Source organism: Desulfallas sp. Bu1-1, assembly GCF_015594625.1.
Lineage (GTDB): Bacteria > Bacillota > Desulfotomaculia > Desulfotomaculales > Desulfallaceae > JADNRQ01.
Map to the genome: position 1 here is coordinate 145,324 of NZ_JADNRQ010000004.1, position 24,500 is coordinate 169,823.

Consider the following 24,500-nt stretch of genomic DNA (forward strand, 5'->3'; position numbering starts at 1 on the left):
TTTTGTGCTTCGGTGGTCACTTCCATTCGCTCGCGACTTTCCCCGGAAAATGGAGTTAAGCATAGCGAACGTGCGCAATCCAGCACTCAGTGGTTATTATTTTTTCCGAGGCATTACATTAGAACAAAACAAGTTTGCGGCAGGGTCGGTGGTCCCCCGCAAGTGATGTCCCGCAGCCCTGTCGGCGCGAGGGTTCTGAACCCGGCGGGGACCGCCGGGACCCTGTAGTAAAGATAAATTTCCATTTACATGATTTGCAGTGGTACTGTTATATCCTGAAAAAGCAAAACTGAAAGAAGTGGGGTGCTTAATCATGTTAAAAACGACTATTCAGAAAGTAGAACAAGAAGTTAGGGAGAAAGACCCGAGAATAACCCGGGTTTTATTTACCAATGTTTCAGATAAAAAATTACATTTGCTGATAATCGTAAACCTGCAAGATCTATATGAAATTCGTTTACCTCTAATAATATCACTGGACGAAGCTAGGAAAACCGATACTCAATATATGGTTGGGGCGATTCTTACTACAGTTGAACATGCCATCTGGGGACCAAAGGATTATAATCAAGTAAAAACAACGATGGTTACATCTTAATTTTTATGGCTTTGATACTAGTATTGCATGTAGGGATGTCGTAATTTAATGATGCTATGTGAGCCAATTGCGCAGTCCGGAAGCAAACATAAATAGCCCGTTTCAGTGTAGCGGAAAAAACATTTTACCCCAACCTAATCCAGGAATTAAGCGAGTTTTTGAGACGAGCAGGCAGTGGATTGCCAAAATTGACCCCAGGGGAGGAAATTAGGATTTTAAGTTGTGGAATTGGGATTATTATCCTGAAACTGCATAACTACTGTTTATATATTATTTTTGGGTGGCTTTGTCTTATGCCAATTGTCTTATGCCATTATAGAAAGGAGGCAATTTGAATGAGCCTGGCTGTAAGTATTCTGGGCGAAGCGGCGTTGAAACAAGTGGTGAAGTACGTAAACCGCAATCCCGAGGAAGGCCTGCAGTCTCTTCTGCACTGGGCCGGGAAAATCCCTTTTCACCCCGAAGTCCGGGAAAAGATCGAGATTGGCGGGCGGGTTTTTCAGGACAGGGACAACAACTGGTACCAGCTGGCGATGAGGATTTTCAAGGAGGTGCATCCCCGGGTCAGGGAGCGATTAATCGTCAACATGTTTATCAACGCGTGGTTTCTTGGTATTCCCAGGCAGCGGGAGTTAACTGCCAAAACGGGCACCAATATTCCCTTCACCCTGCTGGTCGACCCTACCGCCCGGTGCAACCTGCGCTGCACCGGGTGTTGGGCGGGAGACTACAACAGGGAACAAGAGATGGATTACGCCACCCTGGACAGAATCTGCAGCGAGGCCAAGGCGCTGGGTATCTATTTCATGGTAATTTCAGGGGGCGAGCCGCTTATGCGTCGGAACGACTTGCTGGCGCTGGCGGCCAAGTACCCGGACATGGCTTTTCACGTTTATACCAACGGCACGTTGATTGACGATTCCCTGGCCGAGGAGGTAGCCAAGCTCGGCAACATCGGTTTTGCCATCAGCCTGGAAGGCTTCCGGGAAAGCACCGACGCCAGGCGGGGCCGGGGGGTGTTCGACCGCGTGATGAAGGCGATGGATACCCTTCGCAGGGCCGGGGTGATGTTCGGTTTTTCCGCCACGTACACCCGCCGGAATGCCGAGGAGGTCGGCAGCGAGGATTTTATAGAACTGATGATTGCCAAGGGTTGCACTTTCGGGTGGTATTTCACTTATATCCCCATCGGCAGCGACGTGGACCTGGAACTGATGGCCACTCCAAAACAGCGGGCCTACATGTACCGGCAGGTGCAGTATTTCAGGAAAAGCAAGCCCATCGCCGTTTTTGACTTTTGGAACGATGGGGAACTGGTGCAGGGGTGCATCGCCGGCGGGCGCCGCTACCTGCACATCAACGCCGCCGGAGAAGTAGAACCCTGCGCCTTCGTCCACTACGCAACAGGCAACATCAAAGACATGACCCTGCTGGAAGCGCTCAATTCCCCGCTGATGCGGGCCTACCGGAAAAGACAGCCCTTCAACCACAATATGCTGCGCCCCTGCCCCATTATCGACAATCCGGATATGCTGGCGGAGATGGTGGCCGAGTCGGGAGCCCATCCCACCCAGCTGGCTTCCGGGGGGGATGCCGCCGAGTTTGCGGCGGCGCTACGGGAATATTCCCATGCCTGGGGGAGGTTAGCCGATTCGCTCTGGGAAGACGGGCGGCCGGCCGAAGTTGAGGCGTTGGGCCATATCGAAATGCCATTGCCGGACCGGGGGGAGGATCGGTAAATGAGAGTGCTACTGGTGCAGCCCAGGCCCGTAGCCGGTATGGGCTATAAAAGTACGATTGCCGTCGAACCGCTGGGGCTGGAGATTGTTGGCGCCGCTCTCGGGGATCACAACGTCCGCCTGCTGGACATGCTTGCGAACGACAACATCACCGTCGCCGTGCAGGAATTCCGCCCTGCGGCGGTGGGGATCAGCTGTTCTTTTACCGTGGACGTGTACCGGACACTGGAATTGGCCCAAGAGGCGAAAGCCGCCAACAAAGACATATTTGTATTCGTAGGCGGCCACCACGCCTCTTTGAGCCCGGAAGACTTCCGTCACCCGGCGGTGGACGCGGTGGTGGTGGGTGAGGGTGAGACCACGGTGCCGGAGTTGATTGCCGCCCTGGAAGGGGGAGGCGACCCGGCCTGGGTGGCCGGTCTGGTTCTCAACATGCGGGAAGGTCAATTTTTTACCGGGGAGCGCCCGCTTTTGCAGCGGCTTGACGATGTCCCACGGGCGAACCGGGATCTTACTGACCGGTACAGAGACCGCTATTTCCTGGGGCTGCGGCGACCCTTCGTCACTCTGGAGACTGCGCGGGGCTGTCCCTACCGCTGCAATTTTTGCAGTATCTGGCGTTTTTACCGGGGCAAAGTGCGCAGCATGAGCCCCGAGCGGGTGGTGGAAGAAGTGGAGCGCCTGCCCGCGGGAGACGTGCTCTTCACCGACGACAATTTCCTGGCCGACGTGCGCCGGGCCGAAAGAATAGCTTCCCTGCTGAAGAGCAGCCGCCTGCCCAAGCGCAGGTATATCATCCAAGCCAGGAGCGACACCATCATGAAACATCCGGAGATAGTCCGCCAGTGGAAAGAAATCGGCCTGGATCAGGTTTTCATCGGCTTTGAAAAAATTGACCAATCGGGGATGGAACTGGTCAACAAGCAAAACAGCGTGGAAAACAACGAAAAGGCCTTAAGTTTTCTCAAGTCCATAGGGGTTGGCGTCTACGCTTCTTTTATTGTTGACCCGGGCTTTAGCAGTGCCGATTTTCAGAAACTTCTGCACTACATAAAGAAACTCAGGATCGAACAACCCCAGTTCAGTATTCTGACGCCGCTGCCCGGTACAGAACTTTTTCAACAGCTTAAGAGCCGCCTGACCACCAAGAACTGCGAGCAATTCGACCTGCTCCACGCCGTCCTGCCGACGCGGCTGCCGTTGGTAGATTTTTATAAAGAGTTTACCCGTCTGTACCGGAAAGCTTATTTTTGCCCCGGGCACACCATGGGGACTTTAAGGTGGTTTTTACAAAAGTTCCTTACCGGACGGCTGTCTTGGGAGCACCTGCGGCGGCTGCTTTCCGGAGTGAGACAGACGCTGGATTACCGTTCTTATCTCGGAAAGGCCTGACGAAAATGGTTGAAGCACAGGAAACGAACGCAAAAGAGGGATATTTTGCAAGTGACAACTTTACCGTGGGCTGGACCTGCAGCTACATTCCCGAAGAAATCATCGCGGCAGCGGGACTAAAACCTTACCGGCTCGTAGCTGACGGTACAAAAGTTACCCGGGCCGATGCTTGCCTGCCGGGAAATTTTTGCGCTCAAGTCACAGGGTGTCTGGATGCGGGATTGGCCGGCAGGTACCCGTACCTTTCGGGGGTTGTGATCGGGTTTTCCTGCAACGCGGCGGTGCACTTGTATAACGCCTGGCGTCGTTGTATCACCCATGGGTTTGTCTACGGGCTGGAACTGCCCCGGCGGGATACCCCCGAAGCCCGGAAGTTTTTCAGTAAAAATCTGGGCCACCTGCTGCTCGCTCTTGAGCAGCATTATGGCCGGCGGGTGAGTCAAGAGGACTTGTGGCGGGCCATTGCTGAAACCGCCGAAACAAGGCGTTTACTGCGTCACCTTTACCACCTGCGCAGGGAAGCGAGGCCGCTGGTTTCGGGCAGTGAGGCAATGGCCCTGGTACGCATGGCCGCAACGATACCCAAAAATGAATTAAACCCGGATTTGGTCCGTATTATTGACAATCTGACTGCTAAAAAGGAAACGGCGGGGGGTAGCCGACCCAGGATCCTGGTCACCGGTGGTATTCTCCCCCCGGCCCTGGTCGAGTTGATCGAGGAATGCGGCGGACTGGTGGTTTGTGAGGATGCCTGCAACGGCCTGCGCTATTTTACTGGCATGGAAAACACAGGGGATACATGGGAATCAGGCGATCCCTTATTGAAACTGGCGACAGCTTACCTGGGCAAGCCTCCCTGCCCGCGGATGAGCCGCGCGGCGGAAACAAGGAGCGCGGAGTTAATCAAGCTTGCCCGGGAGTACCGGGCGGACGGGGTGGTTTATTACAGTCTTAAATTCTGCGACGTCAACCTGTACGAGTTTCCGCTTCTGAAAAAAACCTGGGTGAAGCCGGTTTCCCGGTTTTAAGGTTGGAAGGAGATTTTTCCGCCGCGGAAACCGGTCAATTAGGGACTAGAATCGAAGCGTTTGTAGAAATGCTGACAGGGGGGATAGCGTGGACTTCTACCGGCTGGTAAAAGAAAAAATGGGTGGTGATTTGGGCCGGCACGTACTGCGCTCACCCCTAAGTTACAATATCTTAAAAGCACTTCTGGTTAAAAGCCGGCACCAGTATTCCCTCCAGGCAGTCTGGATGATGAACAGGTATGCCCTGGAGCAAACCAGACGGGCCTACTTGAGGCGGGACCCGGTGATTTGGAACAGTGTATTTTTCCCCACCGAAATATTGCATGCCCTTAAAGCGGTGCCCTTCGCCCCGGAAGTCGGGGCGGCGGTGGCCGCCGGCCTGGGCCTGGCGACAAAATTTTTGGGGCGCGCCGAACAATACTGGAGCACGCGGGATACATGCTCCTTTCACCGGTGTGCCATGGGAAGTGTACTGGAAGAATACCTGCCGGCTCCTGACGCTCTGGTCTATTCATCTCACCTCTGCGACGGCGCCCCAAAGCTGTTCGAACACGTGGCTGCTTTTTACAAAAAACCCGTCTTTTTTTTGGATGTGCCCGGAACGGGCGGGGACGCTGCCGTGGATTATGTTGCCGGTCAGTTGGAGGAAATTGCCGGGCGGTTGTCCCATCGCCTGGGGCGCCCGCTGACCAGGGACAACCTGGCACGTGCCCTGGAAAATTCCAACCAGGCGCGGGAATATATGCTGAAAATTAACGAGTTGCGGCGGGCTACATTTGTTAACGTTCCCGGCAGCCAGGCGTTAAATTTCGTATACCTGTTGTTTACCGCCCAGGGCGCGCCGGAAACGGTGCAGATCTACCGGCAATTTTACCGTGACCTGGAAGGGCTGGCCGGTAGAGGCGACCGGGCGGTGCCGGAACGCAGGCGTTTGCTTTGGCTGCACCTGAAACCGTATTACCGCAACGGCCTGATGGAATACTTGGAAAACCGCCTCGGCGCGGCGTTGGCCTGCGAGGAAATGAACCACGTTTACTGGGAACCCCTGGACCCGGAACGGCCCTATGAAAGCCTGGCACGCAAGGCGCTGTCCCACTTTGCCTTGGGGCCTGTCGAAAGGCGTATCGAAACGCTGTTGCAACTGGTGCGCTTGTACCGGATCGACGGGGTGGTTCATTTTACCCACTGGGGCTGCCGTCAGAGCAACGGCGGCCTGCGTCCGATCAAAGAAGCGTTGAGGTCGGCCGGCGTGCCGTTTTTAAGTCTGGACGGGGACTGTGTGGACGGTAGAAATTATGGAGAGGGGCAGTTGTTGGCCAGGCTGGAAGGATTTATTGAAATGATAGATGCGAAATAGCAGGAGTAAGCAAATGCGGAGGTGAAGGCGGTGTTTTACGCCGGTATAGATGCCGGGTCTTTTACGACCAAGGCGGTTGTTTTGCACAACGAAGAACTGGTCGGTTTTATAGTTATGCCCACCGGTACCGGGGGGTCCGGGGTGGCGAGAAGGGCACTGGAGGAAGTTCTGGTATTGATATCGGGGGTCAGGACAGCAAGGTGATCCGGTTGAACGGGGCGGGAAAAGTGGTGGATTTTGTGATGAACGACAAGTGTGCGGCAGGCATGGGCCGTTTTCTGGAGGTGATGGCCCGGGCGTTGGAGGTGGATCTCCGAGAACTGGGTAGGTTATCCGGAGAAACCCTGGAGGCGGCGTCCATCAGTAACATGTGCACCGTGTTTGCCGAGTCCGAGGTGGTATCCCTGGTGGCGATGGGCCGGCCAAGGGAGGAGATTATCTTGGGCCTGCACGAGTCGGTGGCCGAACGGGTATCCAATATGGCCTGGCGGCTTGATGTGGAACCGGCGGTCACCATGACCGGCGGCGTGGCCAAAAATACAGGTGTTGTAAGGTGTATCGAGGCCAGGTTGGGGTTGGAGATGCATATACCGCCCGAACCCCAGATTATTGGGATAAAGAGCTGGACGGCATTGTGAACTGTTAGTATAATAAATAAAGGGTTGCTGAATAACCCTTTTAAATTTGTTTTTTATACTGCGGGGTGAAATACTTGCAGGTTGAGTTGCGGGTATTCAGCGGACTGGAAAAATACCTGTCCCACAAGCGTTTCGGCGAGCCAGTACCGGTTGAATTGCCGGAAGAGGCAACACTGAGGGACTTGCTGCAAAAAATGGGTATTCCCGAAGAACAGGTCTTTACCATCCTGGTCAACGGCAGGCACCAATCCCTGGATTACATACCCGGGGAAGGAGACCGGGTTTCGCTTTTTCCGCCGGTGGGGGGTGGTTGATTGTGGCTCTTGACGATGTGCGCGAAAAATTGACCTCCTTCGCTCCGGGCTATAAAATCTGGCTGGAAAAGGGCGGCGGCGTGCAGGGTGACGGTTTTTTCAAATTACTTGAGCACATAGAACAAACCGGTTCCATCAGCGGAGCGGCGGCGGCCATGGGCATGTCCTATCGCGCCGCCTGGGGCAAGATTAAAGCGGCGGAAAAGAATTGGGGAATGATCCTGGTCGCCACCAGGGTTGGCGGCGAAGCGGGCGGCGGCGCAAGGTTGACGCCCGAGGCGGGCGAATTAATTCGCCGGTTTTATCAATTTCGCGAAGAAGTGGGCCGGGAAATCAAAGCGATCTTTGCCAGAAATTTTAAGGATTAATTTTTTATAAGCGTTATGCAATATTAAGCATATTGAAGCGGGGTAGTGCTTGTTGGAAATGGTATGGGAGGGTTTGCTCAAGGCGGCCCGGATGGTTGTTTCCGGTGATCCGGAAGTGCTTCAGATAACGCTGTTTACGCTGCGGGTATCCGGAACGGCCACAATGATCAGTGTGTTAATCGGCGTGCCGCTGGGGCTTTTTCTGGCTTTCCGGGTTTTTCCGGGAAGAAACCTGGCGGTAAGCTTCGTTAACCTTGGAATGGGGCTGCCTCCCGTGGTGGTCGGCCTGTTCGTCAGTTTAATGCTCTGGCGTTCCGGCCCCCTGGGGTTTTTGGGCCTGCAGTATACCCCTGCGGCAATCATCATCGCCCAGGCCATTATCGCGTCCCCTATTGTCACCGGTTTCAGTATGGCCGCCATCGGGCAGCTGAATCCAAAAATCAGGCTGCAGATCCTGGCCCTGGGGGCGTCCCGCCGGCAGTTGTACTGGCTGCTGCTGAAGGAGGCCCGCCTGGGACTTTTAGCCGCGGTTATTGCCGGGTTTGGCGGCGTTATTTCCGAGGTGGGTGCCGCCATGATGGTGGGGGGCAATATACCGGGACTGACCCGGACCCTTACCACGGCTACAGTAATGGAGGTCAACAAGGGCAACTTTGATGTCGGCACAGCTTTGAGCATTATTCTATTGCTCCTGGCGTATATAATTACTTTTAGTTTGACGATTCTACAGCAAAGGGGCCGTCATTCCTGATGCGGGCCGGGGCGGACGATCGAAACCAATCAAATAAAGAAGGTGTAATTATGCGGGACAGGTTCCAGCGGCAGATCAATTATTTAAGAATATCGGTCACCGACCGGTGCAACCTGCGCTGTGTGTATTGCATGCCTCCGGAAGGGGTTGAAGTTATACCACACCACGAGATTCTGTCCATCGAAGAAATACTTGCGGTGGTCAAGGCCGGGGTGCGGGTGGGCATTAAAAAGGTGCGCTTGACCGGTGGCGAACCGCTGGTGCGCCGCGGAATTTTGGACTTGATCGCGGGCCTGCGCGATATTCCGGAAATTGATGATATTGCCGTAACCACCAACGGGATTCTGCTGCGGGAGATGGCGACGGACCTTAAGGCGGCCGGGGTGAACCGGGTCAATATCAGCCTGGATACCCTGAAACCTGACCGGTTCCGGCGCATTACCAGGGGAGGGGATCTGAGCCGGGTCTGGTGCGGGATCAACGCCGCCCTGGAAACCGGGATGAGCCCGGTTAAAATCAACACCGTTGCCATCCGGGGCTTTAACGACGATGAACTGGTGGACTTGGCCAGGCTGACCCTGGATCACCCGTTGCACGTTCGCTTTATCGAGTTGATGCCCGTTGGCGCCTCTGATGCGTGGGCCGGCGGCAAATTCGTTGCCACCGGAGAGGTTAGGGAATTGCTTACCCGGAACCTGGGCAACTTGGTGGACGAGAAAAAAGTGCCGGGCAATGGACCCGCCCGTTACAGCCGCCTGCCCGGGGCCAATGGCACCGTCGGGTTTATTTCGGCGGTGAGCAACCATTTTTGTGCTGAATGCAACAGGTTGCGCCTGACGTCCACCGGGCAGCTGCGCCCGTGTCTGTTTAACCGCCGGGAGACTGATCTTAAACAGGCGTTGCGCTCGGGCGCCGGGCCGGATGAACTGGCCCAAATTTTCCGGGAGGCCGTCATGAACAAGCCGGACGGGCATGACCTGGCCGCCGGGTGGCAGCGGGACGACCGGGTTATGTCACAAATCGGAGGTTGATGATATATGAGCGGTAATCAAGGTTACAAAGAACTCACCCACTTTGACGAGAAAGGCGCCGCCAGGATGGTGGACATCAGCGGTAAAGACGACACCGTCCGCGAGGCGGTGGCCAGGGGGGAAGTCATGATGCGCCCGGCCACTCTGGAGTTAATCGAGCAGGGCCGGGTGGCCAAGGGGGACGTGCTGAATGTGGCCCGGGTGGCCGGGATCATGGCCGCCAAGGAAACGGGCAGGTTGGTCCCGATGGCCCACCCCATCACCCTCACCGGGGTAAACGTGGATTTCAGGCTGAAAAAACCCGACCGGGTGGAAATCCAGGCCCGGGTGCGCACCACCGGTAAAACCGGCGTTGAAATGGAGGCTCTGACCGCGGTATCCGTCGCGGGGCTGACCATTTACGACATGTGCAAGGCGGTGGATCGGGAAATGGTGATCGGCCGGGTTCGGCTGGTACGAAAAACCGGCGGTAAAAGCGGCACATTTGAAAGGGAGGACGAGGAACCATGGGATATGTAGTGGCTGTCTGCACCAGCCCCAAAAAGGGTATGCGCAAGAAAAACATTGGCACGGGACGGCTGGTGGCCGGCCACGGGCTGGAAGGGGACGCGCACGCCGGGCCGTGGCACAGGCAGGTCAGCTTGCTGGCCCTGGAAAGCGTGCAGAAAATGAGGGATGCCGGGCTTGACGTCAACCCCGGGGATTTTGCTGAAAATATCACCACTGTGGGTCTGGACCTGGTTTCCCTGCCGGTGGGCACCAAAATGGCCATCGGGGCCGAAGCCCTGGGCGAGGTGACCCAGATCGGCAAGGAATGCCACACCCGCTGTGCCATTTATCACCAGGCCGGCGATTGTGTGATGCCCCGGGAAGGAATCTTTATCAAAGTGCTGCGCGGCGGAGTGGTACGGGTGGGCGATGAAGTGAGGGTGCTGGATGAAAAGTAACCGGGTGCCGGTGATTTCCATTGTGGGCTGGGCCGGTACGGGCAAAACCACCTTCCTGGAAAAGCTGGTGGCGGCAATGAAGGAAAGGGGTTTCCGGGTGGGAGTAATCAAACACCATCACGGGCCTTTTGAGCTGGACATACCGGGCAAGGACACCTGGCGGTTGGCCCGGGCTGGAGCGGCCTGCACCGCCATCGCCGGACCGGGGAAGGCCGGCCTGGTGTTGCAGGTGGACGGCGAGGTTTCTCCCGGCGCCATCGCGGCGATGATGCCGGGCGTGGACCTGGTTTTCACCGAGGGTTACAAGCAAGGACCGTTCCCTCAAATCGAAGTGCGCCGGGCCGGGTGTGGCGAGGGAAAGCCGGCGTCCCGGCCGGGACAACTGGTGGCGGTGGTGGGCGAGCGCGGCCTCTGCCCGGAAAACGTGCCCCGCTTTGATCCCGGCAATATCGCCGGCGCGGCTGATTTTATTATTGATAAATATTTACGCGAAGGTCGAAGATAAACTTTCAACGTTTCAACACCTGGCACCAAGGAAGGGTGGATATTATTGGGTAAATTAACTGATCAACAACTGGAGCGCTACAGAAGAAATATCCTGTTGGACGGGGTGGGACCGGAGGGTCAGGAACGCCTGCTGCGGACAAGGGTTCTGGTGGTGGGCAGCGGGGGACTGGGCTCCCCGGCGGCCTATTACCTGGCGGCGGCCGGCATCGGCCATATCGGCCTGGTGGACGGCGACCAGGTGGATCTGTCCAACTTGCAGAGGCAGATCCTCCACTTCACCACCGATCTTGGCCGCCCTAAAATCGAATCGGCCCGGGAAAAACTGACCGCCCTCAATCCAGACGTCAAGGTTACCGGGATTTTCCGGAGGCTTGGCGACGACAATTTCCGCGACATCATCGCCGGCTACGACCTGGTTGTGGACGGGACCGATAACTTTGAGGTCAGGTTTTTGATCAACCGCGCCTGCGTGGAACAGGGCAAACCCTATATATTTGGGGGTGTGCTCGCTTATTCCGGGCAGGTCATGACCATTCTTCCGGGCCGGGGGCCGTGCCTGGCCTGCATTTTCAGGGATGTTCCACCCCGGGAAGCGCCTTCTTGCAGCGAGCTGGGGGTGCTGGGGGCGGTGCCGGGGGTGATCGGTGCTCTGGAGGCCTCCGAGGCGGTTAAGGCGGCCCTGGGTATCGGGGAGCCTTTGGTGGGGCGCCTGTTGACTTACGACGCCCTGACCATGCGGTTTTATACCGTGGAGATCAGCCGAGACCCGGGCTGTCCGGTGTGCGGAAACGGGGCGGTAGCGGCGGAGTAAGTATGAAGTACTTTATTGATTTTTTAACTGATTTGAAAAAAGGAAACGTTTTCCCGGTATACCTATTTTATGGACCGGAGACTTACTTGAGGGAACAGGCCATTTTGCGCTTGCGGGAAACCCTGCTGCCCCCCGGCGGTGATGAATTTAACTACGAGGTTCTGGACGGGGAAACCGTACCGGTTCGGGAGATTGTGACCGCGGCAGGGCATACGCCTTTTATTTCCGGCCGGCGGTTGGTGGTGGTGCGCAACCCGGGCCTGTTTCAGCCGGCGCAGGGAAAGAATGAGGGGGAGGAGAAACAGCTCCTGGAGTATCTTGCCGGCCCTCATGCCGGCACCTGCCTGGTTTTCGACACCGCGCAAGGCGTGGATCGCCGCAAAAAAGTTTATAAAGAAGTGGCCCGGGTGGGCCGGGCCATTGAATTTACCAGGCTCAGACCTGCGGAGCTGGCCAAGTGGCTGGCCAAGCTGGCCCGGGAGGAAGAATGCGCCTTGAGCAGGGAGGCTGCGGAGGAACTGCTGGCCCGTTGCGGTCAGGATATGTATACTCTTTATCATGAAATGCGCAAGCTGACCTGCCATGCCGGCCGGGGAAAAGAAATTTCACCCGCAATGGTGCGGGAACTGGTGGCGGGTAGGGTGGAGGAAAACATTTTCGAGGTGGTTGACGCCATCGGATCGAAGGATTGCGTGCGGGCGCTGTCCGGCGTCCGCAACCTGTTGTTGCAAAAGCACCAGCCCCAGCAAATCACCGGCATGGTGGCGAGGCAGTTCCGGCTGATCCTGCAGGTGCGGGGCCTGCTGGAGTCGGGCCGCACCCGTGATGAGATTATAGCTCTTTTAAAGTTGCACCCGTATGTTTATAAAAAAATCTACCAGCAGCGGAACAATTTCAGTACGGGCCGGCTGGTGCGGTGCATTAATGAACTGGCCGAGCTGGACTACCGCGTGAAAACCGGGCGGACCGCTTTTTATCCCGCCATGGAAACCTTGATCCTGAAAATATGCGCTGAAAAGTAATAAAACCACCCATGTTTGGCAACTGGGTGGTAATTTATTATCCGGCCATTTTGTTGAAAAACTTGGTTAAACGCGACTTTTTGCGGGCAGCGGTATTTTTGTGCAGCACGCCTTTGGTGACGGCTTTATCTATGGTAATCAGCGCCCGGCGTAACCTCATTTGGGCTTCTTCCCTGTTTTCACCGGCCATTGCTTCTCTAAAGCGCCGGATGGCGGTGCGTAAGTTGGATTTGATACGCCTGTTGCGCTCGGTCCGTTTCCTGGTAATGCGAACCCGCTTGGCGGCAGATTTGATATTCGGCATTTTTCTCACCTCCCAACAGCGTCAATTTTACCACGCGTTGATAAAAAAAGCAAGTTTCTCCCGTATACGAACGTTTTTTTTGGTTAATGATAAATATTAGCTTGATAAAAGGAGGTGAGTATATTTTATGCAATGGATCGGCCTGATCATTCGTTTTGTAGTTTCCGCACTTGTTTTAATTGTTGTCAGCTGGCTGGCTCCCGGTTTCGTGGTGCGCGGGGGCTTTGCGGGCGCCCTGATCGCGGCGGCGGTTATCGCCGTTTTGGGTTACGTGGCCGAGGCGCTTTTGGGGGATAAAATTTCACCCCAGAATCGCGGGATTGTTGGATTCATTACCGCTGCGGTGGTTATTTACCTGGCGCAATTTGTAATCCCCAACCTGCTCAGTGTCAGCCTGGTCGGAGCGCTGATTTCGGCTTTCGTTGTCGGGCTTATCGACGCGGTAGTGCCGACGGTGCTGCGGTAAATGTGCATAACCCCGCCTGAACAATGGTGGGGTTAAGTATTTTCAGCCAAAAAATGTCATAATCTCCCACGCCGGGGCATATGATTAAATACACCGGTGGAGGGGGTTTTTTTATGCATCCCTCGTATTATTACCAGTATACTTACCGGCGGTACAGGCCCCGCAGGGGGGTCAAGCTCATCACCGGGTTGTTTTTGCTGGTGGTTCTAGTTTTTATCGCGGCACATTTGCTGTCCGCATTGGTACCCACCCTGGCCCAAGGTGAGCACTGGCTGTTGGATGCCTTATTTTTGTGGAGCGACCGCGATCCGCGCGGTATTATCAGGGTGGGTGTGCCTCTGATCGCCTGGTCGGGTGACGGGGAACACGTCCCCCAGCTTGTTTCGCCCCGGGACTTGATTATGCCGATTGCGCGCGCCTTTGGGGTGGGCAGGCGCGAGCCGCTGCAGATTCTGGAATTGCAACTACCCCTTTTGGCGGCTGCTTCAGCCCGGCCGGAAGAAACGGCCCCCGTTCTGGCGCCTGAAACCGTTCCCCAGCTCGATGAAGAACTGCAAACGCCTGTGCCCCCCATCTCGGAAGAAGCCCTGGTGGCCATTTACAACACCCACACCGGGGAAACATACGCCCTGACAGACGGGATGGAACGCTTGAACGGCAAGCGCGGCGGCGTGGTTAAAGCTGCCGCCGCGTTGGAACGGGAACTGGTGGAGAAATACGGGATCCGGGTGGCCCGGTCGGATGATATAAACGACGCCAATTACAGCACCTCTTACGCCCGGTCGCAGGAAACTCTACGCCAATTGTTGGAAGACAACCCTTCGGTGCAGGTGGTGCTGGATATTCATCGTGACGCCGGTAAATCGCGGGATAACAGCCTGGTGGTCGTGGAAGGGCGTCGGGTTGCCCCGGTGTTGATCATTGTCGGTTCCGACGCCCGGGCCCTGTTCCCCACCTGGCGGCAGAATTACGAGTTTGCCCGGGAATTGGCGGCGGAAATCGAAAAGCAGCATCCGGGATTATGCCTGGGGGTCCGGATCAAGGAAGGCCGGTATAACCAGTTCCTGCACCCGAGGGCCGTTTTGCTGGAAATCGGCAGTGTGAGCAATTCCACCGAGGAGGCGGTCCAGTCCGCCCGGCTTCTGGCGGGCCCCGTGGCGGAGATGGTAAAACGCTCCCTGGATGCCGATTAAAGTATAGAAAAGAATAAAAACGGCAAAAATAGGGCCAAAACGCAAGCGGTGAAACCTGTTATGAGTTTACCCGGCAGATCCATGCTGGTCAGCATGGGGATCTATATCGGGCTGATTTTTGTAGGAATCAATATTTGCCTTACCCATTACAACCGGCTGGTGGCTCCCGACCCGCCGTTGCGACTGTTTGAATGGCGGGTTGAGGGGGAGAAGGTGGAAATAAGCTTGCTGGGCGATTCCCATACCCTGCAGGTACACCGGGACCTGCCGGCGAATCTTGAAGAACGCTTCGGTGAGCTGCTCCAGATCGGTCAGGGTGAAGCATTCAGATGGCTGGATTATGTCCGGCAAAAGGCGCGTGAAATGGAAAACCGGCCTTAGGGGGCCGGTTTTGGCTGTTATTTTAAATCACAACTTTAATCATCCGGTTGAAATAATGAGGAGAATATTGCCTGATCCAGTCCGGGATGGAACTGAAATCGAATTTCATGTAAATCGCAACTGTTGATCCTTTGGTGAATTGACCGCTTTCGGCAAGTGCCCGTTTTATGTTTTGATCCAGCTCAACCAGCGTTCCGCCGGCCGCCGTGATGGACCCGTTGCCGGCGATCCATTGATTGCCCTGGAATATTATGCTCAACTCCACATCTGCTTTCATGTTGACGCCTCCGTTTAATTATTTTATTGCGGTGGGGCCACCAGCCCCGATTACAGGTGGAAAATTGGCAAAAACATTTGATGTGCTTGTTTATTTTAATATTGCTCATAATTAACAATTATTACAATGTTTTTCTTAAAACTGCAATATTTTGCATATTCCATATATACAAAATTCTAACAAAGTTATAAACTAAAAATATATTAAATATTATTGAATAGTCAACAAAAAATGAAAGGGGGTGTTATTGAAAAGATAGTTACTTAAATCACAATCTTCGACATTTTTCGAGCAAGGGGAGGTGATTAAGACAACCCGGGTGTAGTTACTTAATGTGCAAATCCATAATGATTTGGAAGGAGGTATAAAAAACCATGAATGACCGTGCACATAACGAAAACTCGCTTTTTAAAAGTGAAGACTGGATGGCCGTGTGGATCGGTTTGTTTGTTTTCGTGCTGGGGCTTTTGGCAATCGGCGGCAACGACGTGCTGGGCTGGGCGGCCAAGGCCAATACATGGACTACTCTGTCCAAAGCAGTGGCGCCGGTATCAAAGGCCTATGAGGGAATGTCCAGCATAACCTCCTTGATTTTGACTTATTTGTTCATGCTGGTGATTACGACCATCGGCGCCGGCCTGCTGGGCTTTAACCTGAAAAAATTTACCGGTGGTTTTACCTTGATCTTTTGGATCACATTTGTTTGCTGGGTGGCGGGGCATAACGCGTATATCGCCGCTACACCGGATAAACTTAAGGATTTGGGTATTCCCTGGTCTCTTAACTTAACCGGAGAGGCCGGATATATCATAGCACTTATAGTGGGGCTAATCATTGGTAACTTTTTCACGGGTTTTGCGGGCTACCTTAAAGAGGCGGCCAGACCGGAGTGGTTTATTAAAACCGCCATTGTAATCATGGGTGCGGCTTTGGGGGTCAAGGCATGTTCGGCCCTGGGACTGGCCACAACCGTAATGATCAGGGGGTTGTGCGCCATTATTGAAGCCTACCTGATTTACTGGGCGGTTGTTTATTATATTTCCAGGAAGTACTTTAAGCTTAACCCGGAATGGTCGGCGCCCCTGGCAGCCGGCATTTCCATTTGCGGCGTTTCAGCCGCCATCGCGGCTGGCGGCGCCATCCGGTCCAGGCCGATCATCCCCGTAATGGTGTCCTCTCTGGTGATTATCTTTGCTGTTGTGGAACTGGTGATTTTACCCTTTGCGGCTCAGGCTTTCCTGCACCACGAGCCGATGGTGGCCGGCGCGTGGATGGGACTGGCCGTAAAGACGGACGGCGCCGCCGTGGCCAGCGGCGCGATCACCGACTCGCTGATCAGGGCCAAAGCGCTGGCGGTGGACGGCGTCAACTACGAGCAGGGCTGGATCTTGATGGCGACAACAACCACCAAGATTTTTATCGATATGTTTATCGGTATCTGGGCCTTCCTGCTTGCCATTGTCTGGGTTTACTTTATTGACAGGAAACCCGGCGAAAAGGTTCAAGCGGTGGAAATTTGGAACAGGTTTCCCAAATTCGTCATCGGTTACTTTGTAACTTTCATTATCCTGCTGATTTGGGGTTTGAACAACCCTGAAGCTGTGGATTCAACTTTGAAATTGGCTACAAGTGAAACTGATGTTTTTAGGCAAACATTCTTTGCCATGACGTTTTTCTCCATTGGCGTAATTTCCAACTTCAGCGTGCTGAAACAACAAGGCCTCGGCAAACTGGCGCTGGTCTATGTTTTGGCGCTGTTCGGTTTTATTATTTGGGTGGGCCTGTTAATCTCCTGGATTTTCTTCCACGGTATCAAGCCTCCGATTATCGGCGGTTAGAAATATTAACGTAACGGGAGGAGGTTAAAATTATGGCTGGAGATCCCGTCCTGCAAATGCGGGAACAGGTAACGTATGAACAGGAAGAATACATCGAACTGCAACCGGCGGAGAAAAAACTGGTTGGATGGAGCATTGGCATTGGTATTGTAGCACTGGCGTTTTTAATCTGGATCAGCTATTCATTTAAAATAGAAGTTAAACTGTAGTTCTACCCTGGGGCACCCGGCGCGGTGCCCCTTACTTTGCGGCTTTGGCATTAAGTTCTTTTCAGCATAACCGGGCGGATGCTATAATAATATGATTGACAATTGACCTGGATAGAGGGGGAGAGGAACTTCCGGTGGAAAGAAGACAGGAACGCATTAGAAACTTCTGCATCATTGCTCATATTGATCACGGTAAATCCACCCTGGCGGATAGATTGCTTGAATATACCGGCGCCTTGACCCAGCGGGAAATGGCTGAACAAGTGTTGGACCAGATGGACCTGGAGCGGGAGCGGGGCATCACCATCAAGTTGCAGGCCGTGCGGCTGGATTACCGGGCCCGGGACGGGCGCGATTACGTGTTGAACCTGATTGATACTCCGGGGCACGTGGACTTTGCCTACGAAGTGTCCCGGAGCCTTGCCGCCTGCGAGGGCGCCCTGCTGGTGGTAGACGCCGCCCAGGGCATCGAGGCCCAGACTCTGGCCAACGTGTACATGGCAATCGACCACGACCTGGAAATAATTCCCGTGATCAATAAGATAGACCTGCCGGCCGCCGAACCGGAACGCGTGAAAAAGGAGATTGAAGACGTGATCGGCCTGGACGCTTCGGAGGCCGTGCTGGCATCGGCCAAAGTCGGTACCGGCGTGGAGGAAATCCTGGAACGGATCGTACACAAAATTCCCCCACCCAGGGGGGATGACGAGTCCCCTTTACAGGCGCTGATTTTCGACTCCCATTATGATCCCTATAAAGGGGTTATCGCTTATATCAGAGTGGTTGAGGGCAGCATTAAAAAGGGCATGCAGATTAAGATGATGGCCACCGGCAAGGAATTCGAGGTCACCGAGGTGGGGGTTTTCAGACCCGCGCCCACCACCGTTGAAGAATTGCGGGCCGGCGAAGTGGGCTTTGTGGCCGCCGGCATGAAAAATGTCAAGGATACCCGGGTGGGGGACACCATTACTGACGCCCGCTGTCCCGCGGACGCGCCGCTGCCGGGTTATCGCCAGGTCAAGCCAATGGTGTACTGCGGCCTTTACCCGGTGGAATCGGCGGATTACGAGGACCTGCGGGACGCGCTGGACAAGTTGAAATTAAACGACGCGTCCCTGGTATATGAGCCCGAAACCTCGGAAGCGCTCGGTTTTGGCTTCCGCTGCGGTTTTCTGGGCCTGCTGCACATGGAGATCATCCAGGAAAGGCTGGAGCGGGAATACGGGTTGAACCTGATTACCACCGCGCCCAGCGTGGTGTACCGGGTGATCACCACGGCGGGAGAGGTGCTGGAAATAGATAACCCCAGCAAGATGCCGCCCGCCGGCAAAGTGGCCTCCATGGAGGAACCATTTGTCGCCGGCACCATCATGGTGCCCCAGGATTACGTCGGCGCGGTGATGGAACTTTGCCAGGACCGCCGGGGCGTTTTCGTGGACATGGTTTACATGAACCAGAACAGGGTGATGGTCAAGTACGACCTGCCGCTCAGTGAAATCATCTACGATTTCTTTGATCAATTAAAATCGCGCACCAGGGGGTACGCTTCACTGGATTACGAACTGGCGGGCTACCGCGAGTCCAGCCTGGTAAAAATGGATATCCTGGTCAACGGGGAACCGCTGGACGCGCTCAGCTCCATTGTTCACCGGGACAGGGCCTACCAGCGGGGCAGGGCGCTGGTGGAAAAGCTGCGGGGCTTGATTCCCCGGCAGCTGTTTGAGATACCCCTGCAGGCCGCCATCGGCAACAAGGTGATTGCCCGGGAAACCATCCGGGCGCGGCGTAAGGATGTGCTGGCCAAGTGCTATGGAGGCGACATCACCCGCAAGCGTAAATTACTGGAAAAACAAAAAGAAGGCAAAAAGCGCATGAAACAGGTGGGGAACGTGGAAATTCCCCAGGAAGCCTTTATGGCTGTGCTGAATATAGGAGAGGATGACTAATATGAGCCGTTGCTTGCGAAATTATGAGAAACAATAACCATTGTTATACAAATAACGAATTACCGGGTTTCCTTTATATTCACGTTCCTTTTTGCCTGCGCAAATGTCTGTATTGTGACTTCACTTCCTATCCTTATAACGGACGGGATGCTCGAAGGTACCTGGCCGGCCTGCGCGGGGAAATCGGGCTGCGCACGGGCGGCCGGCGTGCCGGGCGGGTCCTGGCCACGATTTTTATCGGCGGAGGCACGCCCACCTGTTTATCATCCGGTGCAATTATGGAGATAATATCTATAATCAAAGAACATTTTATCCTTTCGCCGGACGTGGAGTTTACCATTGAGGCCAATCCCGGTACAGTGGACCGGGACAAGTTGAACTTATTGCGCCGGGCGGGAGTCAACCGGCTCAGTTTGGGCGCCCAGGCCTGTAGCGGGAAAACGCTGCGCACCCTGGGCCGGATTCATACCCACGAACAGACCATCGAGGCCGTGCGCCGGGCCCGGGAGGCCGGTTTCGATAATATCAACCTTGATTTAATTTTTGGGGTGCCGGGCCAAACACCCCGCGAGTGGAGGGACTGTTTGGAACAAATCGCGGCTTTGCGGCCCGACCACGTAGCCGCTTACGGGCTGCAACTGGAGGAGGGCACGCCGCTTAAAGCGATGATTGATGGTGGTCAACTGGTACCCTGTGACGAGGATATGGAGTTGGAAATGTATCGCGACGCCGTAAAAATATTAACCGGTGCGGGGCTTTACCGGTATGAAATTTCCAATTTTGCCCGCCCCGGCAGGGAATGCCGCCATAACCTCGTCTACTGGCATAATTGCGAATATCTTGGGGTGGGACCAGCCGCCCACTCCTATATAAAGCGGGAGCGTTCCGCGAACGAACAAAACCTGGATAAGTACATGGAAAAGCTTGCCGCGGGCAAATTGCCCGTGGCATGGTCGGAACCCGTCACACCGGAAAACGAAATTTTTGAAACGGTATTTCTGGGTTTACGTTTGGCGGCGGGGTTGAATATGGAGCATTTTCGCCGCCGGTTCGGCTGTTCCCTGGAGGATGTTTACCCCGGGGTGGCGGAACGGCTGGTGGAAAAGGGTATGCTGGAGCAGGCGGGAAAGCGCCTGCGCTTGACCCGGCGCGGCCTGGAGCTGGCGAATCAAGTCATGGCGGAGTTTGTTCCCCCTACAAATTCTTGACAAATAAAAATAACGGTGCTATGTTTTTATTAGGTGTTAGCACTCAACATGGGAGAGTGCTAACAAGGAGGTGTTAAGGAATGACTCTTGACGCCAGAAAACAAAATGTTTTGTTGGCCATCATTCAGGATTATATCGCCACGGCGGAGCCGGTGGGTTCGCGAACCATTGCCCGGAAGTATAAACTGGGCGTAAGCCCGGCGACCATCCGTAATGAAATGGCGGACCTGGAGGAGATGGGTTATATCGAGCAGCCCCATACTTCGGCGGGCCGGATTCCATCCGACCGTGGTTACAGGTATTATGTCGACCACCTGATGAAACGGGCGGAACTCAGTTTGGATGAAGAAAGAATGCTGTTCAACAGCTACATGACCAAGGTGCAGGACGTCGGCCAGGTGCTCAGGCGCACGGGACGGTTGTTGTCCCAGCTGACCAGGTACACGGCGGTAGTGTTAACCAACCATTACGGCAAGGGCAAGTTTAAACACATCCAGCTGGTGCACATGGGCCCGCAGCAGGCCATGGTGGTGGTGGTAACCGACGCCGGAGGGGTGCACCACCGGATCATTGATATCCCGGAAAGCATTAAACCGGCCGACTTGGAAACCATATCGGCGGTATTGAACCAGAAGCTGCAGGGCAAATCAATCGAGAACATTCGCCTGACCCTGGTGAAGGAGATTTATTTTGAGCTGGCCAAGCAAAAACATATTTTAAACATGGCCATGGATTTAATCCGGGAAAGCCTGGCGGTGCAAACCGGGGAAAAAATATTCCTGGGTGGTGTATTCAATATCCTGAACCAGCCCGAGTTTCATAACGTGGAAAAGGTGAAAACCCTGCTCGGTTTGCTGGAACAGGAGCAGATGCTGGCCGAGATTATGGCTGACGTTATGGACGCCGAGGGTGTGACGGCACGTATCGGCGAGGAAATGGTCAACGAGCAGATGAAGGATTGCAGCATGGTCATGTCCAGCTACAGCGTCGGGGGCAAACCGATGGGCAGCATAGGCCTGCTCGGACCCACCAGGATGGATTATGCCCGGGCGTTTACCGTGGTGGAGTATATGACCAAGAACCTTTCTCTGGTAATGGAAAGGCTGCTCGGCAGGAGGAGCTAGTTTTTTATTGTTTATGATAAATAAATCCATTTCATTTATTGAAAACTACTATTGGAAAAGTGGTTTCCCGGGAGGGATTAATTTGCAGGAAAACGGCAAACAGGAAGTACAACTCGAGGAGGAACAAAACCGGCCGGACCCGGAAGCGGGGGAGAACGCGGAGCAGAACGCAAAAAGCGGCGGCAATGTCGAAGGCGGCTTACCGGAACAGCGTGAGGAAGACCATTCTCCCGGACCCGCAGGGGGCGAGCCCGGCAAAGGCCAGGTGGATGTTGAGCAACTGCAAAAGGAACTGGCCGAACAAAAGCAAAGGGCGGAGGAATATTTCAACCGGCTTGTCCGCCTGCAGGCCGATTTCGATAATTTCCGCAAGCGCGTGCAGAGGGAAAGGGAGGAATTTTTTAAATACGCGTCTGCTTCGCTCTGTGAAATGCTGCTGCCCGTGCTCGATAATTTCCAGCTGGCGCTGGCCGCCAAGAATGAAGATCCGGCCAAGGTTGTCGCGGGGGTGGAAATGATTTACCGGCAGCTGGAGGAAGTGCTACAAAAGGAAGGGCTGACCCCCGTAGCCGCCGTGGGCGAGGTTTTCGACCCCACCAAGCACGAGGCGGTAATGCGGGAAGAGACGGAAGAATACCCGGATAACACCGTGATCGAAGAATTGCGCCGGGGGTATTACCTGAAAGACAGGTTGATCCGCCCGGCGATGGTTAAGGTGGCTACTAAATCCGGTTCCTGACCGAAAATGGACGATTGGTTTAACTGAATAACACTACAGTGACAGGCGATCCGGCGGGTTCCTGGAGTGAGTGGAGCACTGGATGCGGAAAAGAGGTCAGGGGACACACCTCCTCTTTAGGGTCATGGCTTTTTGGTCGGAGGTATGTCCCCAACAACACGTCATATCCCCAGAGCCATGACCACTCAGGGCGTGAAGAAGTAGGCTGGCAGTTTGCCGCAAGCGTAGACTAAAAGCTGCTCCAGCCACAAAGGTAAAATTGCGAAACGAACGATTGATGCCGCCGGAGCGCCAGATATGATACCGGTTTTTGCAGTGCAATCATGACTTAACCTTAGGAGGCGAAGTATATGGCAAAAGTGCTGGGTATTGACTTGGGTACCACCAACTCATGTATGGCCGTTATCGAGGGCGGCGAGGCGGTGGTTATTCCCAACGCCGAGGGTGGACGCACCACTCCGTCCGTAGTGGGATTTTCCAAGACCGGTGAACGGTTGGTGGGCCAGGTGGCCAAAAACCAGGCGGTTAGCAACGCCGAGCGGACAATTTCCTCGATTAAGAGGCATATGGGGTCCAATTACAAGGTCAATATTGACGGCAAGGAATACACCCCGCAGGAAATATCGGCCATGATTCTGCAGAAATTGAAAGCCGACGCCGAGGCTTACCTGGGGGAAAAAATTAACCAGGCGGTCATTACCGTGCCCGCCTATTTTACCGACGCGCAGCGCCAGGCCACCAAGGATGCCGGAAAAATCGCCGGCCTCGAGGTGTTGCGCATTATCAACGAGCCGACGGCGGCCGCCCTGGCCTACGGCCTGGATAAAGAAGAGGACCAGACCATCCTGGTATTCGACCTGGGCGGCGGTACTTTTGACGTGTCCATTCTGGAACTGGGCGACGGCGTGTTCGAGGTTAAGGCCACCAGCGGCAACAACCGCCTGGGCGGAGATGATTTCGACCAGCGCATTGTGGAATACTTGTTAAGTGAGTTTAAAAAGGAAACCGGCATTGACCTCAAGGGCGACCGCATGGCCATGCAACGCCTGAAAGACGCGGCGGAAAAGGCTAAAATTGAATTAAGCGGCGTGATGACCACCAACATCAACCTGCCTTTTATTACGGCTGATGCCAGCGGTCCCAAGCACATGGATATTACCCTGACCCGTGCCAAGTTCAACGAGCTTACCGCGGACCTGGTGGAGAAGACCATGGGCCCGACCAGGCAGGCGATGGCGGATGCCGGCCTCGAACCCAAGGATATCGACAAGATCCTGCTGGTGGGCGGTTCAACCCGTATCCCCGCCGTGCAGGAAGCAATCAAAAGATACCTGCAGAAGGAGCCCCACAAGGGAATTAACCCGGACGAATGCGTGGCCATAGGCGCCGCCATCCAGGCCGGGGTGCTGGCCGGCGAGGTCAAGGATGTGCTGCTTCTGGATGTAACGCCGCTTTCCCTGGGCATTGAGACCCTGGGAGGCGTTTTCACCAAGCTGATTGAGCGCAACACCACCATCCCCACCTCCAAGAGCCAAATCTTTTCCACCGCCGCCGACGGCCAGACCACGGTGGAAATCCACGTGCTGCAGGGCGAGCGGCCTATGGCGGCAGACAACAAGACCCTGGGCCGGTTCCAACTTACCGGCATTCCGCCGGCGCCCAGGGGGGTGCCGCAAATTGAAGTTACCTTTGATATCGACGTAAACGGCATTGTCAATGTTTCGGCCAAGGATCTGGGCACCGGCAAGGCTCAGAGCATTACCATCACCGGCAGCACCGGCCTGAGTGACGCCGAAATTGAAAGGATGGTCAAGGACGCCGAGCGGCACGCCGAGGAGGACAGGAAGCGCAAGGAAACCGTGGAGCTGCGCAACCAGGCCGACAGCATGATTTACCAGGCCGAGAAAACCATCAAGGATCTCGGCGACAAGGCCGACAAGGCCAAGGTTGATGAGGTCAACAGGGCGACGGAGCAATTGAAGGAAGCTCTCAAAGGCGAGGATAACGAAAGAATCAAGAATGCCATAGAGCAGTTGACCAAGCCGCTGTACGAGCTGACGGCGGCGTTGTACCAGCAGCAGGCTGATGCCGGCAAGGCCGCAGGTGGTACCGGAGGCGGCGCGCCGGCAGGCGAAAACAAGGAAAATGTAGTTGATGCTGAATACGAGGTTGACGAGGATAAGAAAAAGCAGTAATTTGTAACAGGATTTTGTTTTTATGCGTAGAATAAAAAGGTGTTTGGTTAAGTATTGTTACGGGAGGGCGGCTTTCTCATGCCCTCCCGGCGGCGTTTGAAACATGAAGGTGGTGAA

The 24,500-nt window shown here is 54.9% G+C and carries 29 protein-coding genes; 27 read left to right on the top strand and 2 right to left on the bottom strand.

Annotated features, from left to right (window positions below):
• The first annotated feature begins 313 nt into the window (after positions 1-313).
• From IT084_RS06250 to holA, 17 genes are all read left to right on the top strand, one after another.
• Positions 314-598: a hypothetical protein gene (locus IT084_RS06250; protein ID WP_195711995.1), complete on the top strand. Its 285-nt coding sequence runs from the start codon at positions 314-316 to the stop codon at positions 596-598.
• Positions 599-933: 335 nt separating this feature from the next.
• Positions 934-2,337: a radical SAM protein gene (locus IT084_RS06255; RefSeq protein WP_195711996.1), complete on the top strand. Its 1,404-nt coding sequence runs from the start codon at positions 934-936 to the stop codon at positions 2,335-2,337.
• A complete protein-coding gene (locus IT084_RS06260; protein ID WP_195711997.1) occupies positions 2,338-3,729 on the top strand; it encodes a B12-binding domain-containing radical SAM protein in 1,392 nt (463 codons plus the stop codon).
• 5 nt (positions 3,730-3,734) lie between these two features.
• Complete coding sequence (locus IT084_RS06265) at positions 3,735-4,757, top strand: 2-hydroxyacyl-CoA dehydratase subunit D (RefSeq protein ID WP_195711998.1); 1,023 nt, start codon at positions 3,735-3,737, stop codon at positions 4,755-4,757.
• A 2-nt stretch (positions 4,758-4,759) separates the two neighbouring features.
• Positions 4,760-4,867: a hypothetical protein gene (locus tag IT084_RS18975; RefSeq protein WP_395879504.1), complete on the top strand. Its 108-nt coding sequence runs from the start codon at positions 4,760-4,762 to the stop codon at positions 4,865-4,867.
• Entirely contained in the window at positions 4,846-6,114 is a 1,269-nt protein-coding gene (locus tag IT084_RS06270; RefSeq protein ID WP_195711999.1) for a 2-hydroxyacyl-CoA dehydratase subunit D, read from the top strand. The genes IT084_RS18975 and IT084_RS06270 overlap by 22 nt, the downstream gene beginning before the upstream one ends.
• Positions 6,115-6,144: 30 nt before the next feature.
• Complete coding sequence (locus IT084_RS17975; RefSeq protein WP_207744439.1) at positions 6,145-6,318, top strand: hypothetical protein; 174 nt, start codon at positions 6,145-6,147, stop codon at positions 6,316-6,318.
• Positions 6,315-6,752 carry an acyl-CoA dehydratase activase gene (locus tag IT084_RS06275; RefSeq protein WP_313885433.1) on the top strand — a complete coding sequence of 146 codons (438 nt, stop codon included), beginning with the start codon at positions 6,315-6,317 and terminating at the stop codon, positions 6,750-6,752. Before IT084_RS17975 ends, IT084_RS06275 begins: the two co-directional genes overlap by 4 nt.
• 65 nt (positions 6,753-6,817) lie before the next feature.
• Positions 6,818-7,066 carry a MoaD/ThiS family protein gene (locus IT084_RS06280; protein WP_313885434.1) on the top strand — a complete coding sequence of 83 codons (249 nt, stop codon included), beginning with the start codon at positions 6,818-6,820 and terminating at the stop codon, positions 7,064-7,066.
• Positions 7,067-7,068: 2 nt separating this feature from the next.
• Entirely contained in the window at positions 7,069-7,434 is a 366-nt protein-coding gene (locus tag IT084_RS06285; protein ID WP_313885435.1) for a LysR family transcriptional regulator, read from the top strand.
• 52 nt (positions 7,435-7,486) lie between these two features.
• Complete coding sequence (locus tag IT084_RS06290) at positions 7,487-8,185, top strand: ABC transporter permease (RefSeq protein WP_195712001.1); 699 nt, start codon at positions 7,487-7,489, stop codon at positions 8,183-8,185.
• A gap of 50 nt (positions 8,186-8,235) precedes the next feature.
• Positions 8,236-9,216, top strand: coding sequence for a GTP 3',8-cyclase MoaA (moaA, locus tag IT084_RS06295; RefSeq protein WP_195712002.1), 981 nt, complete (start codon positions 8,236-8,238; stop codon positions 9,214-9,216).
• A gap of 6 nt (positions 9,217-9,222) precedes the next feature.
• Entirely contained in the window at positions 9,223-9,735 is a 513-nt protein-coding gene (moaC, locus tag IT084_RS06300; protein ID WP_195712003.1) for a cyclic pyranopterin monophosphate synthase MoaC, read from the top strand.
• Entirely contained in the window at positions 9,723-10,163 is a 441-nt protein-coding gene (locus tag IT084_RS06305; RefSeq protein WP_195712004.1) for an MOSC domain-containing protein, read from the top strand. The genes moaC and IT084_RS06305 overlap by 13 nt, the downstream gene beginning before the upstream one ends.
• A complete protein-coding gene (gene mobB, locus IT084_RS06310) occupies positions 10,153-10,668 on the top strand; it encodes a molybdopterin-guanine dinucleotide biosynthesis protein B (protein ID WP_195712005.1) in 516 nt (171 codons plus the stop codon). The genes IT084_RS06305 and mobB overlap by 11 nt, the downstream gene beginning before the upstream one ends.
• A gap of 45 nt (positions 10,669-10,713) precedes the next feature.
• Complete coding sequence (locus IT084_RS06315; RefSeq protein ID WP_195712006.1) at positions 10,714-11,481, top strand: HesA/MoeB/ThiF family protein; 768 nt, start codon at positions 10,714-10,716, stop codon at positions 11,479-11,481.
• Positions 11,482-11,483: 2 nt separating this feature from the next.
• Positions 11,484-12,503: a DNA polymerase III subunit delta gene (gene holA, locus IT084_RS06320; protein ID WP_195712007.1), complete on the top strand. Its 1,020-nt coding sequence runs from the start codon at positions 11,484-11,486 to the stop codon at positions 12,501-12,503.
• 37 nt (positions 12,504-12,540) lie between these two features.
• On the opposite strand, the gene rpsT is transcribed toward holA, so the two are convergent.
• Positions 12,541-12,807, bottom strand: coding sequence for a 30S ribosomal protein S20 (gene rpsT / locus IT084_RS06325; protein ID WP_195712008.1), 267 nt, complete (start codon positions 12,805-12,807; stop codon positions 12,541-12,543).
• A 127-nt stretch (positions 12,808-12,934) separates the two neighbouring features.
• Between rpsT and IT084_RS06330 the strand changes: the two genes are divergently transcribed.
• The 3 genes from IT084_RS06330 to IT084_RS06340 all read left to right on the top strand — a co-directional run bounded on the left by IT084_RS06330 (position 12,935) and on the right by IT084_RS06340 (position 14,847).
• A complete protein-coding gene (locus IT084_RS06330; protein WP_195712009.1) occupies positions 12,935-13,273 on the top strand; it encodes a phage holin family protein in 339 nt (112 codons plus the stop codon).
• A 113-nt stretch (positions 13,274-13,386) separates the two neighbouring features.
• Entirely contained in the window at positions 13,387-14,466 is a 1,080-nt protein-coding gene (gene spoIIP, locus IT084_RS06335) for a stage II sporulation protein P (protein ID WP_195712010.1), read from the top strand.
• A 60-nt stretch (positions 14,467-14,526) separates the two neighbouring features.
• Positions 14,527-14,847 carry a hypothetical protein gene (locus IT084_RS06340; RefSeq protein ID WP_195712011.1) on the top strand — a complete coding sequence of 107 codons (321 nt, stop codon included), beginning with the start codon at positions 14,527-14,529 and terminating at the stop codon, positions 14,845-14,847.
• A 22-nt stretch (positions 14,848-14,869) separates the two neighbouring features.
• On the opposite strand, the gene IT084_RS06345 is transcribed toward IT084_RS06340, so the two are convergent.
• On the bottom strand, positions 14,870-15,124 hold the full coding sequence (locus IT084_RS06345) for a DUF5395 family protein (RefSeq protein WP_195712012.1): 255 nt from the start codon (positions 15,122-15,124) through the stop codon (positions 14,870-14,872).
• Positions 15,125-15,498: 374 nt separating this feature from the next.
• Between IT084_RS06345 and IT084_RS06350 the strand changes: the two genes are divergently transcribed.
• From IT084_RS06350 to dnaK, 7 genes are all read left to right on the top strand, one after another.
• A complete protein-coding gene (locus IT084_RS06350) occupies positions 15,499-16,962 on the top strand; it encodes a putative sulfate exporter family transporter (protein ID WP_195712013.1) in 1,464 nt (487 codons plus the stop codon).
• 32 nt (positions 16,963-16,994) lie between these two features.
• Positions 16,995-17,171 carry a hypothetical protein gene (locus IT084_RS06355; RefSeq protein ID WP_195712073.1) on the top strand — a complete coding sequence of 59 codons (177 nt, stop codon included), beginning with the start codon at positions 16,995-16,997 and terminating at the stop codon, positions 17,169-17,171.
• Between the two features lie 134 nt (positions 17,172-17,305).
• Positions 17,306-19,117, top strand: a complete 1,812-nt coding sequence (gene lepA / locus IT084_RS06360; RefSeq protein WP_195712014.1) for a translation elongation factor 4 — start codon at positions 17,306-17,308, stop codon at positions 19,115-19,117.
• 23 nt (positions 19,118-19,140) lie between these two features.
• Positions 19,141-20,325, top strand: a complete 1,185-nt coding sequence (gene hemW / locus IT084_RS06365; RefSeq protein ID WP_195712015.1) for a radical SAM family heme chaperone HemW — start codon at positions 19,141-19,143, stop codon at positions 20,323-20,325.
• Positions 20,326-20,405: 80 nt separating this feature from the next.
• Positions 20,406-21,449, top strand: a complete 1,044-nt coding sequence (gene hrcA / locus IT084_RS06370; protein ID WP_195712016.1) for a heat-inducible transcriptional repressor HrcA — start codon at positions 20,406-20,408, stop codon at positions 21,447-21,449.
• Positions 21,450-21,531: 82 nt separating this feature from the next.
• Positions 21,532-22,188, top strand: coding sequence for a nucleotide exchange factor GrpE (grpE, locus tag IT084_RS06375; RefSeq protein ID WP_243276789.1), 657 nt, complete (start codon positions 21,532-21,534; stop codon positions 22,186-22,188).
• A gap of 350 nt (positions 22,189-22,538) precedes the next feature.
• Positions 22,539-24,383 (top strand): molecular chaperone DnaK, encoded by a 1,845-nt coding sequence (gene dnaK / locus IT084_RS06380; RefSeq protein WP_195712017.1) that lies wholly within the window; start codon positions 22,539-22,541, stop codon positions 24,381-24,383.
• The last annotated feature ends 117 nt before the right edge of the window (positions 24,384-24,500 follow it).

Excerpts from the sequence above, each read along its gene's own strand:
- IT084_RS06250 (WP_195711995.1), top strand. The coding sequence starts at position 314 with ATGTTAAAAACGACTATTCAGAAAGTAGAACAAGAAGTTAGGGAGAAA.
- IT084_RS06255 (WP_195711996.1), top strand. The coding sequence starts at position 934 with ATGAGCCTGGCTGTAAGTATTCTGGGCGAAGCGGCGTTGAAACAAGTG.
- IT084_RS06260 (WP_195711997.1), top strand. The coding sequence starts at position 2,338 with ATGAGAGTGCTACTGGTGCAGCCCAGGCCCGTAGCCGGTATGGGCTAT.
- IT084_RS06265 (WP_195711998.1), top strand. The coding sequence starts at position 3,735 with ATGGTTGAAGCACAGGAAACGAACGCAAAAGAGGGATATTTTGCAAGT.
- moaA (WP_195712002.1), top strand. The coding sequence starts at position 8,236 with ATGCGGGACAGGTTCCAGCGGCAGATCAATTATTTAAGAATATCGGTC.
- moaC (WP_195712003.1), top strand. The coding sequence starts at position 9,223 with ATGAGCGGTAATCAAGGTTACAAAGAACTCACCCACTTTGACGAGAAA.
- IT084_RS06305 (WP_195712004.1), top strand. The coding sequence starts at position 9,723 with ATGGGATATGTAGTGGCTGTCTGCACCAGCCCCAAAAAGGGTATGCGC.
- mobB (WP_195712005.1), top strand. The coding sequence starts at position 10,153 with ATGAAAAGTAACCGGGTGCCGGTGATTTCCATTGTGGGCTGGGCCGGT.
- holA (WP_195712007.1), top strand. The coding sequence starts at position 11,484 with ATGAAGTACTTTATTGATTTTTTAACTGATTTGAAAAAAGGAAACGTT.
- rpsT (WP_195712008.1), bottom strand. The coding sequence starts at position 12,807 with ATGCCGAATATCAAATCTGCCGCCAAGCGGGTTCGCATTACCAGGAAA.
- IT084_RS06330 (WP_195712009.1), top strand. The coding sequence starts at position 12,935 with ATGCAATGGATCGGCCTGATCATTCGTTTTGTAGTTTCCGCACTTGTT.
- spoIIP (WP_195712010.1), top strand. The coding sequence starts at position 13,387 with ATGCATCCCTCGTATTATTACCAGTATACTTACCGGCGGTACAGGCCC.
- IT084_RS06340 (WP_195712011.1), top strand. The coding sequence starts at position 14,527 with ATGAGTTTACCCGGCAGATCCATGCTGGTCAGCATGGGGATCTATATC.
- IT084_RS06345 (WP_195712012.1), bottom strand. The coding sequence starts at position 15,124 with ATGAAAGCAGATGTGGAGTTGAGCATAATATTCCAGGGCAATCAATGG.
- IT084_RS06350 (WP_195712013.1), top strand. The coding sequence starts at position 15,499 with ATGAATGACCGTGCACATAACGAAAACTCGCTTTTTAAAAGTGAAGAC.
- IT084_RS06355 (WP_195712073.1), top strand. The coding sequence starts at position 16,995 with ATGGCTGGAGATCCCGTCCTGCAAATGCGGGAACAGGTAACGTATGAA.
- hemW (WP_195712015.1), top strand. The coding sequence starts at position 19,141 with ATGAGAAACAATAACCATTGTTATACAAATAACGAATTACCGGGTTTC.
- hrcA (WP_195712016.1), top strand. The coding sequence starts at position 20,406 with ATGACTCTTGACGCCAGAAAACAAAATGTTTTGTTGGCCATCATTCAG.
- dnaK (WP_195712017.1), top strand. The coding sequence starts at position 22,539 with ATGGCAAAAGTGCTGGGTATTGACTTGGGTACCACCAACTCATGTATG.